11 protein-coding genes and 1 pseudogene are annotated in these 15,432 nt (G+C 69.9%); 3 read left to right on the top strand and 9 right to left on the bottom strand.

Annotated elements, in window-relative coordinates; all coding sequences use genetic code 11:
* Positions 1-3: 3 nt before the first annotated feature.
* Positions 4-741, bottom strand: coding sequence for an SDR family oxidoreductase (locus OG858_RS41195; RefSeq protein WP_327725655.1), 738 nt, complete (start codon positions 739-741; stop codon positions 4-6).
* 38 nt (positions 742-779) lie between these two features.
* Positions 780-1,925 carry an acyl-CoA dehydrogenase family protein gene (locus tag OG858_RS41190; protein ID WP_086752464.1) on the bottom strand — a complete coding sequence of 382 codons (1,146 nt, stop codon included), beginning with the start codon at positions 1,923-1,925 and terminating at the stop codon, positions 780-782.
* A gap of 567 nt (positions 1,926-2,492) precedes the next feature.
* Between OG858_RS41190 and OG858_RS41185 the strand changes: the two genes are divergently transcribed.
* Positions 2,493-3,710: an acetyl-CoA C-acetyltransferase gene (locus tag OG858_RS41185; protein ID WP_086752462.1), complete on the top strand. Its 1,218-nt coding sequence runs from the start codon at positions 2,493-2,495 to the stop codon at positions 3,708-3,710.
* A 447-nt stretch (positions 3,711-4,157) separates the two neighbouring features.
* Here OG858_RS41185 and OG858_RS41180 read toward each other — a convergent pair.
* Positions 4,158-4,253: pseudogene (locus tag OG858_RS41180) on the bottom strand (ATP-binding protein); the annotation flags it as partial.
* A gap of 54 nt (positions 4,254-4,307) precedes the next feature.
* On the bottom strand, positions 4,308-4,916 hold the full coding sequence (locus OG858_RS41175) for a hypothetical protein (RefSeq protein ID WP_319065465.1): 609 nt from the start codon (positions 4,914-4,916) through the stop codon (positions 4,308-4,310).
* A gap of 217 nt (positions 4,917-5,133) precedes the next feature.
* Between OG858_RS41175 and OG858_RS41170 the strand changes: the two genes are divergently transcribed.
* Complete coding sequence (locus OG858_RS41170) at positions 5,134-6,012, top strand: alpha/beta fold hydrolase (protein ID WP_327725654.1); 879 nt, start codon at positions 5,134-5,136, stop codon at positions 6,010-6,012.
* Positions 6,013-6,117: 105 nt separating this feature from the next.
* Positions 6,118-7,791 (top strand): CocE/NonD family hydrolase, encoded by a 1,674-nt coding sequence (locus tag OG858_RS41165; RefSeq protein WP_328543921.1) that lies wholly within the window; start codon positions 6,118-6,120, stop codon positions 7,789-7,791.
* A 67-nt stretch (positions 7,792-7,858) separates the two neighbouring features.
* Here the strand turns inward: OG858_RS41165 and OG858_RS41160 are convergent, their stop codons facing one another.
* The 5 genes from OG858_RS41160 to OG858_RS41140 all read right to left on the bottom strand — a co-directional run bounded on the left by OG858_RS41160 (position 7,859) and on the right by OG858_RS41140 (position 15,422).
* Positions 7,859-11,113, bottom strand: coding sequence for a WD40 repeat domain-containing protein (locus tag OG858_RS41160; protein ID WP_328543922.1), 3,255 nt, complete (start codon positions 11,111-11,113; stop codon positions 7,859-7,861).
* Between the two features lie 287 nt (positions 11,114-11,400).
* A complete protein-coding gene (locus tag OG858_RS41155; RefSeq protein WP_086746563.1) occupies positions 11,401-11,754 on the bottom strand; it encodes a cupin domain-containing protein in 354 nt (117 codons plus the stop codon).
* Positions 11,755-11,860: 106 nt separating this feature from the next.
* Entirely contained in the window at positions 11,861-13,270 is a 1,410-nt protein-coding gene (gene aspA / locus OG858_RS41150; RefSeq protein ID WP_327725651.1) for an aspartate ammonia-lyase, read from the bottom strand.
* A gap of 154 nt (positions 13,271-13,424) precedes the next feature.
* On the bottom strand, positions 13,425-14,708 hold the full coding sequence (locus OG858_RS41145; RefSeq protein ID WP_086746565.1) for an NAD(P)/FAD-dependent oxidoreductase: 1,284 nt from the start codon (positions 14,706-14,708) through the stop codon (positions 13,425-13,427).
* 48 nt (positions 14,709-14,756) lie between these two features.
* Complete coding sequence (locus OG858_RS41140; protein ID WP_086746566.1) at positions 14,757-15,422, bottom strand: haloacid dehalogenase type II; 666 nt, start codon at positions 15,420-15,422, stop codon at positions 14,757-14,759.
* Positions 15,423-15,432 lie beyond the last annotated feature (10 nt).

The following is a 15,432-nucleotide window of genomic DNA, read 5'->3' as shown; positions in this document are numbered from 1 at the left end:
AGGTCAGATGGACAGGCCGCCGTCGACGGGCAGCACGGCACCGGTGATGTAGCCGGCCTCCTCGGAGGCAAGGAAGGCGACAGCCGCGCACATCTCGCTCGGGTCGCCGAAGCGGCCCATCGGGATGCCGGCAGTCAGCTCGGCGCGCTTCTCGGCGGGGACGGAAGAGACCATGCGGGTCTCCGCGTTGGGGGAGATGGCGTTCACGGTGACGCCGAAGCGGGCGAGCTCTTTGGCGGCGGTGCGGGTGAAGCCGATGATCCCGGCTTTGGCGGTGGCGTAGTTGGACTGGCCGATGTTGCCGTGCAGGCCGGAGTAGGAGGTGACGTTGACGACCCGGCCATAGCCCTGTGCACGGAAGTGGGGGACGCACGCCCGGGTGAACCGGAAGGTGCCGCCCGCGTGGACGGCCAGGACGGCGTCCCAGTCGTCGTCGGTGAGCTTCCACAGGACGCCGTCGCGCAGGATCCCGGCGTTGTTGATCAGGACGTCGACGCGGCCGGTCTCGGCCAGCGCGGTGGCGACGACACGCTCCGCTTCAGTGCTGGAGGTGACGTCCGCGGCCACCCACAGAGCGTCCAACTCCTTCGCCACCGCGCGGAGTTCGTCCCCGTCTCGGTCGACCAGGACCACGTCCGCGCCCGAAGTGCGCAGGTGGCGACCGAGTTCGAGGCCGATGCCGCGGGCTGCGCCGGTGATGATCACGGTGCGGCCGGTGAAGTCGAAGGTGAGGTTGCCCATCGGGCGCTCCAATCCGGAAGACGAGGTGTCCATGGGCCTTACAGGCCGAGGTCGCGGCCGATGAGTTCCTTCATGATTTCGTTCGAGCCGGCCCAGATCTTGGTGACGCGGGCGTCCTGCCAGGCTCGAGCGACCCGGTATTCGTTCATGTAGCCGTACCCGCCGTGCAGTTGGACGCAGGCGTCGAGGACCTCGTTCTGCACCTGGGCGGTCCACCACTTGGCCTTGGCCGCGTCCACCGCCGAGAGCCGGCCCGTGACGTGGGCCGCGACGCACTGGTCGACGAAGGCCTGGGTCACCTCGATCTGGGTGACCATCTCGGCCAGCCGGAACTTGTTGTACTGGAAGGAGCCGACGGACTGGCCGAAGGCCTTCCGCTCCTTCGCATACTCCAGCGTCTCGTCCAGGATCTGCGCGGCGTGGGCCAGGTTGAGCACGGCGGCACCGATCCGCTCCTGCGGGAGCCGCTCCATCATGTGGATGAAGCCGCGGTCGACTTCGCCGATGACGTTGGCGCCCGGGACGCGCACGTCGTGGAAGAACAGCTCGGCGGTGTCGGCCTCGTGCTGGCCGACCTTGTCCAGCTTGCGCCCGCGCTCGAAACCGGGCATGTCCGTCTCCACGGCGAACAGCGTGATGCCCTTGGCGCCCTTCTCCGGGCTGGTGCGAGCTGCGACGACCACAAGGTCGGCGCCGAAGCCGTTGGTGATGAAGGTCTTGGAGCCGTTGAGGGTCCAGTTCTCGCCGTCGCGCACGGCCGTGGTCCGCAGGGCCGCAAGATCGGAACCTGCCGAGGGCTCGGTCATACCGATCGCGGTGACCAGTTCACCCGCGCAGAACCGCGGCAGCCAGCGCTCACGCTGCTCCTCGGTGGTCAGCTCGACCAGGTAGGGGGCGACGACCTCGCAGTGGATGGTGAACGAGGAGGCGAACGCCACCGACAGCCTGGCGAATTCCTCGTGCAGAACCGCGGTGAAGCGATAGTCGCCCGCCTCGCTGCCGCCGTACTGCTCCGGTATCAGCAGCCCGAGCAGTCCTTGCCGCCCGGCGGCCTTCCACGCGTCGCGGTCGATCGCACGCTGCTGGATGAACTCCTCCTGGCGCGGTCGCAGCTCGCGCTCCACGAATGCCCGGACGGAGGTCCGGAAGGCCTCGTGGTCGGCATCGAAGACAGTACGGCGCACAGGAGCTCCTCGTCGCTCGACGGAAATAGGAAGCAGGAAGCAGGAAGCAGGAAGTAAGCGAGTGCATAGTAACTATGCGAGTGCTTAGTTTTCTTAGGCGAGTCGATTCCGTCAACCCCGTCTGCGAGGCAGGCGGACATGACGTACGCCACGGGGGTCCTCCATCGCACGCAGTGGGTTCCGCCGGCGGTTCCCCATCAACTGCCCACACATCAACCGTGTTGACGGGCCTGGTCGAGCGGTGTGATGGGGTGCCATGCCCGCAGGCAGGCGCGGATCGGTGGCGTGCTCGCTCCGCAGTGCCGCCGAACGTCTGTATGCGATTGCCTCGGTCGCCGAAGGCATGCGGGAGGACGGCGGGCCGGGCGAGGCGCTCACCGAGGTACCCGAACCAAGACGAAACGGGCAGGAGTCGTCTGGCGCGGACGTACCACGGCGAGGCGCGATCGTCCTATGGCGTACCTGTTCCGGGTGGCTACCTTGCTGATGTAGTCCCTGTTCTGCCGGAGCTTGAGAGCCGCTCGCCCGGACAGCACCCACCGCCAGATCTCCGAGAAGAGCACTCAGATGCCCGAAGCCGTGATTGTGTCCTACGCCCGCTCGCCGATCGGTCGGGCGTTCAAGGGGTCGCTGAAGGAGATGCGCAGCGACGATCTCGCCACCCAGGTGATCGCTGCGGCGCTCGCCAAGGTCCCGGGACTCGACCCCGACGAGATCGGAGACCTGATCCTCGGCTGCGGTCTTCCCGGTGGCGAACAAGGCTTCAACCTGGCGCGCAACGTCGCGGTCCAACTGGGCTACGACAACCTGCCGGGCACCACGGTGACCCGCTACTGCTCATCGTCGCTGCAGACGACGCGGATGGCCTTCCACGCGATCAAGGCAGGCGAAGGTTCGGCCTACATCTCGGCGGGCACGGAGGCCGTGTCCCGGTATGTCAACGGCAACTCGGACTCCTGGCCGGACACGCAGAATCCCGCGTTCGGCGTCGCTCAGGCACGCTCGGCCGCCAGGCAGGCGAGCCACGAGGCCTGGACCGACCCTCGTGAGTCGGCACTGGTGCCCGACGTGTACATCAGCATGGGTGAAACCGCGGAGAACGTCGCCTCCCTCACGGGCATCGGTCGCGAAGAGCAGGACCGGTGGGCGGTTCGTTCGCAGCACCGAGCCGAGGAGGCCGTCGCGCGCGGCCACTTCCGCAAGGAGATCACCCCGATCACCCTGCCCGACGGCTCGATCGTGACCGCGGACGACTGCCCGCGGCCCGGGACTACGCTCGATGCGGTCTCCGCGCTCAAGCCGGTCTTCCGCGAGAAGGGCTCCGTCACCGCCGGCAACTCGTGCCCGCTCAACGACGGAGCGGCGGCCCTCGTCATCATGTCCGATGTCCGGGCGCGTGAACTCGGCCTGCAGCCGCTGGCCCGCATCATCTCCACCGGCGTGACCGCTCTCTCGCCGGAGATCATGGGCCTCGGCCCCATCGAGGCCACCCGTCAGGCACTCGACCACGCAGGCCTGACCATGAGCGACGTCGATCTCGTCGAGATCAACGAAGCATTCGCCGTGCAGGTGCTCGGCTCTGCACGGGTGTTGCAGATCGACGAGGACAAACTCAACGTTTCGGGTGGGGCCATCGCGTTGGGCCACCCCTATGGGATGACCGGAGCGCGGATCACCGGATCGCTCATCAACAACCTTCAGGCCCATGACAAGCAGATCGGCCTGGAGACGATGTGCGTCGGCGGCGGGCAGGGCATGGCCATGCTGATCGAGCGGCTCGCCTAGGGCGTAGCCCGTCGGTCCCGGCACGCGCAGAGATCCATACAGTCGCGCGACGCGGCCGGATCGACCGCGGCCGCCTCAGGCCGAACTTTCGCCGAGGCGGGCCGGCTCGGCCTCTACGCCGTCCCTGGACCGAGCGAGGAACCGAGAAGCCGACTTTCCTGCGGTCGCCGGCCTGCTCGCTGCTGGGCGGCGCGGTCATCCGTGGACAGGCTGGCCGTTCTCCGCCGGGTGGGGCAGCCGGGAGACGCTGAACGTCACACTGGTGGAACCCGAACTGGCGGGGGAAGTCGGCGTCGACGTCGCCCGCGACGCCTCCGGCCGGTGGCGCCACCCCGCACGCAGGCACCGCACCGCCCCGACCTCTCTCCCACCGACATCGCCCCCTGTAGCGCGCCGCTTCTCGTCAGGCCGTCAGCGAAGGCGGGGGCCGAGGGCGAGCGCCGGCTGCTACCGGGGGCGGCGTCCGGTGGCGTCCCCGCCCGGGTCGTCGGGCAGGGCGATGCGAGCGGTGACGCGTTTACCGACCGGCTCCCGCTGAACCTCGCCACGAGGCAACGGCAGACCTTGCGAGGCGGAACAGCCGCCGAGCTTGTGCGCTCACTGCCCGAACGCCCGGTCGTAGAGGCTCCGCAGCTTCGGGGTGGCCTCGGCATCGCCGTAGCACACCGGGACCTTGCCGTCCTTGGCGTAGACGAGGTAGGTCTGGCCGACAACGAACTCCTGGCCGTATGACTCCGGTTGTCCCTCGTGGGTGTTGTCGAGCCGGACGGTGGAGGCGTCTTCGCCGCGGTACCAGTGGTCCACTCGGAGAGTGATCCGGTCGCCGTCGATGGAGGTCGCGGTGCCCTCGAAGGCGGTCGTGTACTGGCGCAGGGTGGTGACGTCGAGCTCGGCGCACGCTGTGGCCGGGCCGCCACCTGTGTCCTGCTGAACGGTCAGGACCAGCGGGGCGGCCGCGGCCGGAGGAGTGCCGCGGGTCGCCGTGACTCCCCAGGTGATGCCGGCTCCCACCGTGAGCACAGCGGCGGCTGCTGCGGCCAGCAGCAGGGGGCGGCGGGGGCGGTCCGACGTGCGGGGGGAGGCGCGGACTGTGGTGTCGGCGGTCATGGTGGCCTCCAGGAGACGGTTGATGTCGGGCTGGGGAGCATCAGAGGTCCGCGCCGGGTCGATGGCCCTCATCCGGGCCAGCAGTTCTTCGTCGTTCACCGGTTGCTCCTTCCTTCACCCATCTCATGTCCGGCCTTGTCATCATTCTTTCGGTCAAGAAACCTCAGCCTTGCGCTCGGAAACCGATCGGTTTACGATGATGGAAACCGGTCGGTTTCTCAATGAATCCAAGGGCTGGTCCGTGGTCACGCCCCCTTCGGGCGGGCCCTGTCCGAATCACCGTCCGCCGCAGTGCACACAAAGGGGAGCCAGCGAGATGCCCAGCTCAGAGTCACGTTCCACGATTCACATTCAGGGGACCACCAGCCACACCATCGCCCCGCGCGCGGGATCTGTCGGCCGCGAGGGAACGCTGCGCTACCTCAAGGCGGGCACCGGCGCTCCGCTGGTCCTGCTGCACACCGTGCGCACCCAGGCCGAGCACTTCCGCCGCCTCATCCCGCTGATCGCGGACCGGTACACCGTGTACGCCCTCGACCTGCCGGGGATGGGCTACTCCGAGATCGTGCCCGGCGCGTCGTACGACGAGCCCGCGATGCGTGCGGGCGTAGAGCGGCTGCTGACCGAACTCGACCTGAATGACGTGACGTTGGTCGGGGAGTCCATGGGGGCGGTGCTCGCCCTGACCGCCGCGGCCGACCTGCCCGAGCGGGTACGGCGCGTCGTCGCGGTGAACACGTACGACTTCCCCGGCGGGATCGCCCGCTCCAGTCTTCTCGCCCGTGTGGTGGTCAGCGGTGTCCTCACTCCGGGAGTGGGCCCGGTGGTCGCCGGGGTGGAGCCCAAGCCCGTCGTCCGCAGGATCCTGCAGGGCGGGCTGGTCGACAAGACCGCGCTGCGGGAGGACTACCTCGACGAACTCCTCCAGGTGGGCAGCCGCCCCGGCTACTCGACCGTCGCCCGAGCCGTGTACCAGAGCCTGCCCAGCCTCATCGCCGCCCGCTCGCGCTACTCCGAGGTCAAGGCACCCGTCCACCTCGTCTACGGGGAGCACGACTGGTCCCGGCCCTCGGACCGGGAGGCCGACAAGAAGCTGCTGCCCGCCGCCGATTTCACGCAGGTGCCGGGAGCAGGCCACTTCATCGCCCTGGAACGGCCCGACCTGCTGGCCGACCTGCTGAACGCGGTGGCCTGACCGCCCCGGGAGCGCCGTGGCCACCCCCGTTCGGGTGTAGTGCGGGACGGGGGCCCGGGTCAACCATGTACCTGACAGCGTCGTGGGCATGCGAAGGAGCAGCGCGTGGCAGGGATCCAGATCGAGTTCGATGTTCCGGCCGAGATGCGGGACGGCACCGTGCTGCGCGCCGATGTCTACCGCCCCGGGGGCACGGGGCCGTGGCCGGTGTTGCTGAGCAGGCTGCCGTACGGCAAGCAGATGGCCCTGGCGATCGCCCTCCTCGATCCCCTGGCGGCGGCTCGGCGTGGCTTCATGGTGGTCCTCCAGGACACCCGCGGCCGGTTCGCCTCCGAGGGTGAGTGGGACCCGTGGACGCACGAGGAGAGCGACGGGTACGACACCGTACGGTGGGCTGCTGCCCTTCCCGGAGCGAACGGCTCCGTCGGCATGATCGGCGCCAGCTATTTCGGCAACACGCAGTGGATGGCGGCGCTGTCCAAGCCGCCGGAGCTGAAGGCGATCGCGCCGATGGTCACCTGGTCCGACCCGGACGACGGCCTGTGGACGCGCGGCGGCGCGATCGAGCTCGGCATCACCGCGCCCTGGTCCCTCATGATGGGCGCCGACGCGCTGATGCGCCGGCACAGCACCGACCCCGCCGCGCTCGGCGGCAGCCTCGTCGGTCTCGTACAGGACCTCGACGGCCTGGCCGACGGCGGTTACGGCGAACTGCCCGCCGGGCGGTTTCCGGCGTTCGCCCGGCACGACCTTCCCGAGCTGGGCTACGAGCGTTCCCGGCGCGAGCCCGACTGGGCGCGCTCGGCCCGGGTCGCGGGCCGGCACGACGAGGTCGACCTGCCCACCTTCCAGGTCGGCGGCTGGTACGACATCTTCACCCAGGGCACACTCGACAACTTCACCGCCATGCGCCGGGCCGGCCGGTCCGCCACGCTGATCATGGGTCCGTGGAGTCACGCCAACCAGCAGCATGTCATCGGCGACGTCAACTTCGGGTTCGGCGCGAACTCCGCCTTCATGGGCATGCGCGGACCCCTGAACGGCCTCCAGCTCGACTGGTTCCAGCGCACGATCGGCGACGGCGAGGCTCTGGAGCCGGACACGGGCAACGTGCTGCTGTTCGTCATGGGCGTCAACCAGTGGCGCGAGGAGACGGAGTGGCCCCTGTCGCGGGCCGTGGACACGGACTTCCATCTGCGAGCGGACGGACGCCTGACACAGGAGCCGCCCGCTGTCGCCGAGCAGGCCGAGGAGTTCACCTACGATCCGGCGGATCCCGTGCCCACCACCGGCGGCGCGCTGCTGATGACCGACGAGTTCCGTCCCGGGCCCCTCGACCAGAGGGACGTGGAGGCGCGCGAGGACGTCCTGGTCTTCACCACCGAACCCCTCGCCGAGGACGTCGAGGTGACCGGCCGCGTCAAGGCCGTGCTCTTCGCCGCCACGGACGGGCCCTCGACCGACTGGGTGGCACGGCTGTGTGACGTCGACGAGAACGGCGTCTCCCGCAATGTGGCCGACGGCATCGTGCGGGTGCGCGCGGCGACACCGGGCGAGCCGGCCGAGCACGTCGTGGACCTGTGGTCGACCAGCATCGTCTTCCGGGCGGGTCACCGGATACGGGTGCAGATCACCTCCAGCAGCTTCCCGCGCTGGGACCGCAACCTCAACACGGGCGAACCCGAGGAGAGCGCGACCACGGCCCGAGTGGCCCGCCAGCAGGTCTTCCACGACCCCACCCGGCCCTCCCGCATCGTCCTGCCGGTGGTCCCGGGCTGACAGGTAGCGGCGGAGTCGGCGGGTTACGAAGGAGCCAGGACCGGCACGGCGGGGACGGAGCCCGATGTCAGAAGCGGCCTTGCCGGCCACACACCTTTCTGTAGGGCGCGTCGGATACATACGTGTTCCATTCCGCTCTCGTCAGGCCGATGTTGCCCGCGCGGGCGCATATCTGGGCCACGGCGCGGCTCGGGTCGACCGTGTAGCGGCGGAGGGGGACGTGGCGTCCGGCAACGAGGAGAGTGGCGTTGTCCGGGCTGAAGGCGAGGGAGGTGATCGGCTCGCCGGTGGTGGGGAGGGGGCCCAGGAGCTGTTGGCTGGTGGTGTCCCATAGCTGGATGGTGCCGCCGTCGCCGCCGACGGCAAGGGTGTGGCCGTCGGGGCTGAGGGCCAGGGCGCTCACCGCTTCGGGGGTGTTGCCGAGCGGGGCCGGGAAGACATTGCGCAGGACGCCCGCGCGGCGGCGCAGTTCACCGTCCCACAGAGCGACGCGGCCGGTACGGTCGCCCGCCGCCAAGCGGCTGCCGTCGGGGCTGAACGCCAGCGCGCTGATGCGGTCGCCCTGGACCAGGTCCAGCGCGACGATGCTGTCGGTGGTCTTGCGGGCCACCCGGTTGTCGCCGACGACGAGTTCCGTGCGGGGGCTGAGCGCGAGGCGGGCGCTGACCAGGCCGGAGCCGGTGAGTAACTCCGTCCGTCGGCGGGTGGTGGTGTCCCACATCTCGTTCACGGGTTCGCCGCCGGGCGGGGTTCGGGTGGTGAAGAGAATGTGGCCGTCGGGGGTCAGAGCGAGCGCGGTCACCGCCGTGCCGGACCGGGTCGACCCCACGTCCAGCGTGCTCTGTTCGCGGTCGCGGGTCAGGTCCCAGACGGTGAACCGCTGTGACACGGCCCGTCCGCCGGGCGCGGTGACGCCGTAGACCAACCGGCTGCTGTCGGGGCTGAACGTCATTCGGGGGGCGGTGTCCGGGGGCGCGAGCGGTGTCCCGCCCCGTCCGCCGGCGGCGGCCGGCGAGGGTTGGCGCGGGAGCGTGCGGACGAGCCGGCCGTTGTCGGTGGCGCGTAATTCGAAGACGTAGCCGTCGGTCGCGCGTCGGGCGGTGATGAATCGACGGCCGTCAGGGCTGATGAGAACGGCGTCCATGGGGTGGTCACGCCAGGCGGCGGTGACAGTGGTCGTCAGGTCGAGGGTGTGGACGGTGCCGCCCTCCAGGTAGCGCAGCACCGGCAGGCCGGGGACCCAGGCGAGGCCGCCGTGCGAGTGCTGGTTGTCGAGGGCGTGCCGAAGGACGGGGGCAGCCGGGGTGGACAGCCGCCAGACCCGGATCTCGTCGGTGCCCGTCGTCGCCAGGAACTGTCCGTCCCGGCTGAAGGAGGCGTACCGCACCCCCGGGTCACGGACCTCGGCGACCCGGACGCCGGTACGGACGTCCCACACCCGCACCCGGTCCCCGACAACGACGGCGAACCGTCCGTCGGCCCCGAACACCACCGCCGAGTCGGCATCGCAGACCCCTTGGTGCCGCTCCCACTCGCCGTGCGGTGCCCGCCCTCCGCCGATCTCCCGGACCTGCGGCGCCTTCCCCGTCGGGCAGACGGCCACCAGCCGATCGTCACCGCTCGGCGCCACGTTCGCAGGGGTCGCCCCGCGCGTCTCGAACATCACGGCACCATCGGTCACGGCCCGAACGCGTACGACGTCCGCGCCGGAGTCGGAGCCGGCACCGGAGTCGGAGCCGGCACCGGAGCCTCCGTCGCCCCCACCGGGTTCGCCCGACACGACACTGCGCCCACTCGACCCGAAGGCGATACCCTCCCGCCCCGGTGTCAGCGGCGCACCGCCCGTCCACCGGCCCGCCCTCGTGTCCCACAGCCGTACGTGCCCGTCCCCGCTCGCGCCCGAGATCGCCAGGACACGGGCGTCGGGGCCCACGGCCAGGACCTCGCCCTCGGGGAGGTGGCCGGAGCCGGTGCTGCGGCGGGTGCCGAGATCCCAGGTCTGCCAGGCGCGGTCGTCGACACTGAGGAGGGTTCGACCGGAGTCGGCGAAAAAGCGCTGGGACCGGAACCCGGAGGCCGGGTCGCTGAAGGAGTCGGACTCGGGCTGGACGAGGGAGCCGAGGAGGACGCGGCGGGTCTCCGGGAGCGGGGCGATGCGCCAGGCGGCGACGCTGAGGAGGAGAGCGGCGCGGGGGTCTGTGGTGCGCAGTCCGTCGGCGACGGCGGCGATCCGCCGAGCGGAGTACTCCATGCGCTGCCGCTGGTTGTGGTCGTGCTGCCGCCAGGCGGCCAGGCCGGTGACCAGCGCCACCGCGAGGACGGCCGAGAGGGCGCCGAAGAGTTGGCGGGACCGCCGGGTGGAGCGGGCGGCGGCCCGCCTCTCTGCCTCGCGGGCTTCGCACGCGGCGGTGAGGAAGGATCGTTCCGCCGCCCCCAGGGCGGGGTCCTTGTCTTGGCCGGGAAACATCTCCTCGGCACGGGCCAGACGGGTGCCCCGATAGAGGGTGCCGGGGTCACGGTCGTGCTCCAGCCAGGCGCGGACGGCTTCGGTGAGCTGCCGGTGATGGCGCAGTCGTTCGCGGTCCTGCTCGACCCAGCCGTGCAGCCGGGGCCAGCAGGTGATCAGTACCTCGTGGGCGAGACGTACGCCCTCCTCGTCGACGGTCAGCAGGCGGGCCCGGGCCAGCCGCTCCACCACGACAGGTGTCTCGGAGTGCGTGCACTCCCGGAGTTCGGCCCGGGTGAACGGGCGCCCGGTGTCGACGGTGCCCCGGCCCGGCTCCACCAGCCGCAGCAACAGCAGCCGGGCGACGGCGGCCTGGGATGCGGACAGCTGCCCGTACACCTCCTCCGCGCTCGCCGCGATCGCGCCGTTGAGTCCGCCCGCCGCCTCGTACGCGGCGGTCGTCAGCATGCGGCCCTTGCGCCGCCGCCAGGTCTCCAGCAGGGCGTGCGAGAGCATCGGCAGCGCGCCGGGACGGCCGAGCACCTCTTCGACGATCGCCGTGGCCAGCGACCGCTCCACCAGGACGCCGGCCGCCAGCGCGGGTTTCACCACCGCGTCCCGCAGTTCGTCCGCGGTCATCGGGCCGACCGCCAGCCCGGCGCGGCGCAGCGCGTCCGCCAGCTCCGGGTGGTGGACGCAGCGCCGGTGGAAGTCGGCGCGCACGGCGATGACCACCCGTAGCCGGAATGCGGGGTTGCGGGCGGTCAGCAGCAGCTCGATGAAGCGGGCCCGCTCCGCCTCGTCCTGGCACAGGGTGAAGACCTCCGCCGAGACCCGCGCCCACATCGATGACTTCGAGGACTGCGTCGCGCGCACCGCCTCCACTGAGGAGCTCTACCAAGCGATGCGCATCTCGGAGACCGGGTAGGACTGGCAGGTCAGGACGTAGCCGGCGGCGCGCGTTCAGATGAGTTTCGACCAGTTTCACCAACCTGGTCGACGACGCACGAGCCGGCAAGCTGGACGGCATCGCACTGCCCTGGCCTCACCGCCGACTGCCGTGCAGGGTCGGGGGCCAGCGCGGTGGCGGAGCAGGTTCGCTCCGTTTCCGGCCCCGTCGCATCGAACCGGGCGGGCTACGGCCGCGTCGCGCGGCATCGGCATCACGTCACGATCACGTAGACCTTGCGCACGGTTTCAATGGTCTTCCAGACACCGACGAAGCCCGGCTTCATGACAAAGCTGTCGCCTGCCTTGTAGACCGCCGGTTCGCCGCCTTCCGGCGTGAGTTCGACGATGCCGGAGAGGATGTGGCAGAACTCGAAGGTCTCACCCTTGATCGAGCGCGTCTCGCCGGGCGTCGCTTCCCAGACGCCCGTACGGATCATGTCCCCACGGGCGACGTCCTGGGCCCAGGTCTTGAAGGCGGGGTTGCCGGAGATCAGGCGTTCCGGGAGCGGGGCGGACTCGTGCGGAGCGGAGGAGGGATTGGTGTCGATGGTCTTCAGAAGGGACATGCCCTTTCCTTTCTTGAGCTTGAGAGGTTGGTAGCCGCGGCACCGGTCATGGCTCACCACCCCGACGACACCGCCTGTTGCCCGCCGGGCCGGTACGCCGGGCATGTCAGGTCAGGGCCCGACTCCGGCCGGCCAGGACCTCGGGCCGCAGCAGTTCCCGGAGCCGCTCGGCGGGCAGCAGGCCCTTCTCCTGGACGAGTTCGGCCACGCCCCGGCCGGTGGCGAGGGCCTCCTTGGCGATGTCGGTGGCCGCCGTATAGCCGATGTACGGGTTGAGGGCGGTGACCAGGCCGATGGAGTTCTCCACGCTCGCGCGCAGCGCCTCGGTGTTGGCGGTGATGCCGTCCACGCAGCGTTCGGCGAGGGTGAGGCAGGCGGCGCGCAGATGCGTGATGGACTCCGACAGGGAGTGCAGGATGATCGGTTCGAAGGCGTTGAGCTGGAGCTGTCCGGCCTCGGCGGCCATCGTGATGGTGACGTCGTTGCCGATGACCTCGAAGGCGACCTGGTTGACGACCTCGGGGATCACCGGGTTGACCTTGCCGGGCATGATGGACGAACCGGCCTGCACCGGCGGCAGGTTGATCTCGTTCAGGCCCGCGCGCGGCCCGGAGGACAGCAGCCGCAGGTCGTTGCAGCTCTTGGAGAGCTTCACGGCGATGCGCTTGAGGACGCCGGACATCTGCACGAACGCGCCGCAGTCCTGGGTGGCCTCGACCAGGTTGGCGGCGGTGACCAGCGGCAGGCCGGTGATCTCGGCGAGGTGGCGACGGGCCGACTCGGCGTATCCGGCGGGGGCGTTGAGCCCGGTGCCGATCGCCGTGGCACCCAGGTTGATCTCATGGATCAGCTCGACGGCCTCGGCAAGACGGTGGCGGTCCTCGTCGATCATGACGGCGTATGCGGAGAACTCCTGGCCGAGCGTCATCGGCACCGCGTCCTGCAACTGTGTACGGCCCATCTTGAGGACCTCGCGGAACTCGACGGCCTTGCCGGCGAAGGAGTCCTGCAGCACCGCCATCGCCTTGAGCAGCCCATGCACCGCGAAGACCGTCGCGACCTTGACGGCGGTCGGGTAGACGTCGTTGGTGGACTGGCCGAGGTTGACGTCCTCGTTGGGGTGCACGTACTGGTACTGGCCCTTTTCGTGTCCCAGCAGCTCCAACGCCCTGTTGGCGACGACCTCGTTGGCGTTCATGTTGGTGGAGGTGCCGGCTCCGCCCTGGACGACGTCGACGACGAACTGGTCGTGCAGCTTGCCGTCGCGGATCTCCCGGCAGGCCTCGATGATCGCGGCGGCCTTCGCGGGCGCCAGCAGCCCGAGTTCCTCGTTGGCGCGGGCGGCGGCCTCCTTGACCGCGGCGAGCGCGTCGATCAGATGAGGGTAGGCGGAGATCGGAGTGCCCGTGATGGGGAAGTTCTCCGTGGCGCGCAGGGTGTGCACGCCCCAGTACGCGTCGGCGGGGACGTCACGGTCTCCGAGCAGATCGTGTTCACTGCGGGTGACGGCGGTCATTCCGGAGCGGGCCCTTCCTCGATGCGGTTCGGGCGTGGACGTGAGTGGGTGCGGCAACAGGCCGCGAGGCCGGAAAACCGCGGGGACGTCCCAGGACCCTTGCTGGGGAAGTCCCCGCGGTTTCGACGCCGTCGGCATCGGCATCGCCATCGGCTCAGAGCAGCTTGTCCTTGGCCTTGTAGTAGGCGCCGCCGAACGGCAGGAACCAGGGGGTGCCGTTGTAGAAGGGGACGGGCACCTTCGGGAACCCGAAGCCGCGCAGGGGGTTGGCGTCCGGCTTGCCGTCCATCATCTCGGCCACGGCCCGGCCCATGTACGTGGCCATCTGGACGCCGTGGCCGCAGTAACCCATGGAGTAGTACAGGCCGTTGACATCACCCGCGTGCGGAACGCGGTCCCAGGAGAAGCCGACCATGCCGCCCCAGACGTAGTCGATCCGCACCCCGGCCAGCTGCGGGAAGATCTCCGTCATCTCCCGCTTGAGGATGTCGCCGCTCTTGACGTCGGAGGCGGGGTTGGAGGGGGCGAAGCGGGCGCGGCCGCCGAATGCGAGGCGGTTGTCCGGGGTGAGGCGGACGTAGTGGCCGACGTTCTTGTGGGCGACCAGCAGGCGGCCGTTGGGGATGAGCTCCTTGGCTCGTGCCTCCCCCAGCGGCTCGGTGACGATGATGAAGCTGCCGACGTTGATCAGCCGCTTGCGGAACCACGGCATCGACTTGTCGGTGTAGGCGTCCGTCGCCGCCATGACCTGCTTGGCACGGACGGTGCCGTTCATGGTTTCCACCAGGAAGCCCCCGCCGGGAAGGCGGGTGAGGCCGGTGGCGGCGTTGCGCTCGTGGATCTCGGCGCCGGCACGCTCGGCGGCGTCCGCCAGGCCGCCGACGAACTTGCCCACGTGCAGGCCCGCGCTGAGCGGGTCGAGCAGGGCACCGTGGTAGTAGTCCGTGCCGAGCTCGGCCCGCAGTTCGCTCTTGCTCAGGATGACCGTCTCGTGGCCGAAGTTGTCGGCCAGGTCGCGCTGCTTGGCCCGCAGGCCGTCGAAGTGCCCGGGCTTGCAGACCGCGCCGAGGCGTCCGGAGCGGTTGAAGTCGCAGTCGATGTTCTCGGTGCGGGTGAGCTCCTCGACGACGTCGACCGCCTCGCGGAAGGCGTCGTACAGCTCCCGGGCCCGCTCCTGCCCGTAGCGCTTGCGCGCCTCGGCGGGGCTGATGGTGATGCCCTGGGTGCACATGCTGCCGTTGCGCCCGGAGGCGCCCGAGCCCACCTTGTCCTTCTCGACCAGGACGACCCGGGCGCCCTTACGGGCGGCGTGATAGGCGGTGGACAGGCCGGTGAGACCGCCGCCGATCACCACCACGTCCGCCTCGTCGGGCAGGTCCTTTCCGGAACGGTCGGGGAAGGCGGGGGCTGTGTCCAGCCAGTAGGGGATCTGCTTCATGGCGTGCGTCCTCTGTGTTCTCGGTCTGTTTCGCCGGTGCGCCGTCGGTCAGCAGCCGAGCAGCTTGGGCAGGCCCGACAGGTCCCGCAGCTCGTCGTAGGGCTGGTAGTCGGCGCTGCCGGGGCGGCCGTAGCGGTTGATCCACACCCGGCGCTTCAGGCCGAGGTCGCGCGTAGGGATGTGGTCGTACTCCCAGCCCTGCGCGGTGTGGATGACCTGCGACGGCTCGACGCCCATGGTCTTGAAGGCGTACTCGAAGGTCTGGCGGTCCGGCTTGTAGGCGCCGGCCTGCTGGGCGGTGATGACGTAGTCGAACTCGACACCGATGTTCTCCACGTTACGCGCGATCATGTCGTCGTCGGTGTTGGAGATGATGGCGATCTCGTACTTGGTCTTCAGGGCGCGCAGTGCGTCCGGGACCTCCGGGAAGGGGCCGAAGGTGGGGACGGCCTCGACGAGGGCGTCACCGTCGGACTCGCGGTACTCCAGGCCGTGCAGCCGCATGGCGTTGCGCAGGCTGGAGTGCAGGATCTCGTGGTACGGGCGGTAGGCCTCCAGGACGGCCTGGAAGCGCATGACGCGGAAGTCGTCGAGGAACTCGTCGACGTCCAGGTTGTCCAGGTCCAGCCGGTCTTCGAGGACCTTCAGGGTCGTGGGGCCGAGCTCGAAGTTGATCAGGGTCGCATAGGCGTCGAAGGTGACGATCTCTCGCATGGTGTTCAGC

The sequence above is a fragment of the Streptomyces europaeiscabiei genome (assembly GCF_036346855.1).
Lineage (GTDB): Bacteria > Actinomycetota > Actinomycetes > Streptomycetales > Streptomycetaceae > Streptomyces > Streptomyces europaeiscabiei.
Note: the sequence above shows the minus strand (reverse complement) of the source record. Positions and strands in the feature narration are given on the sequence as shown.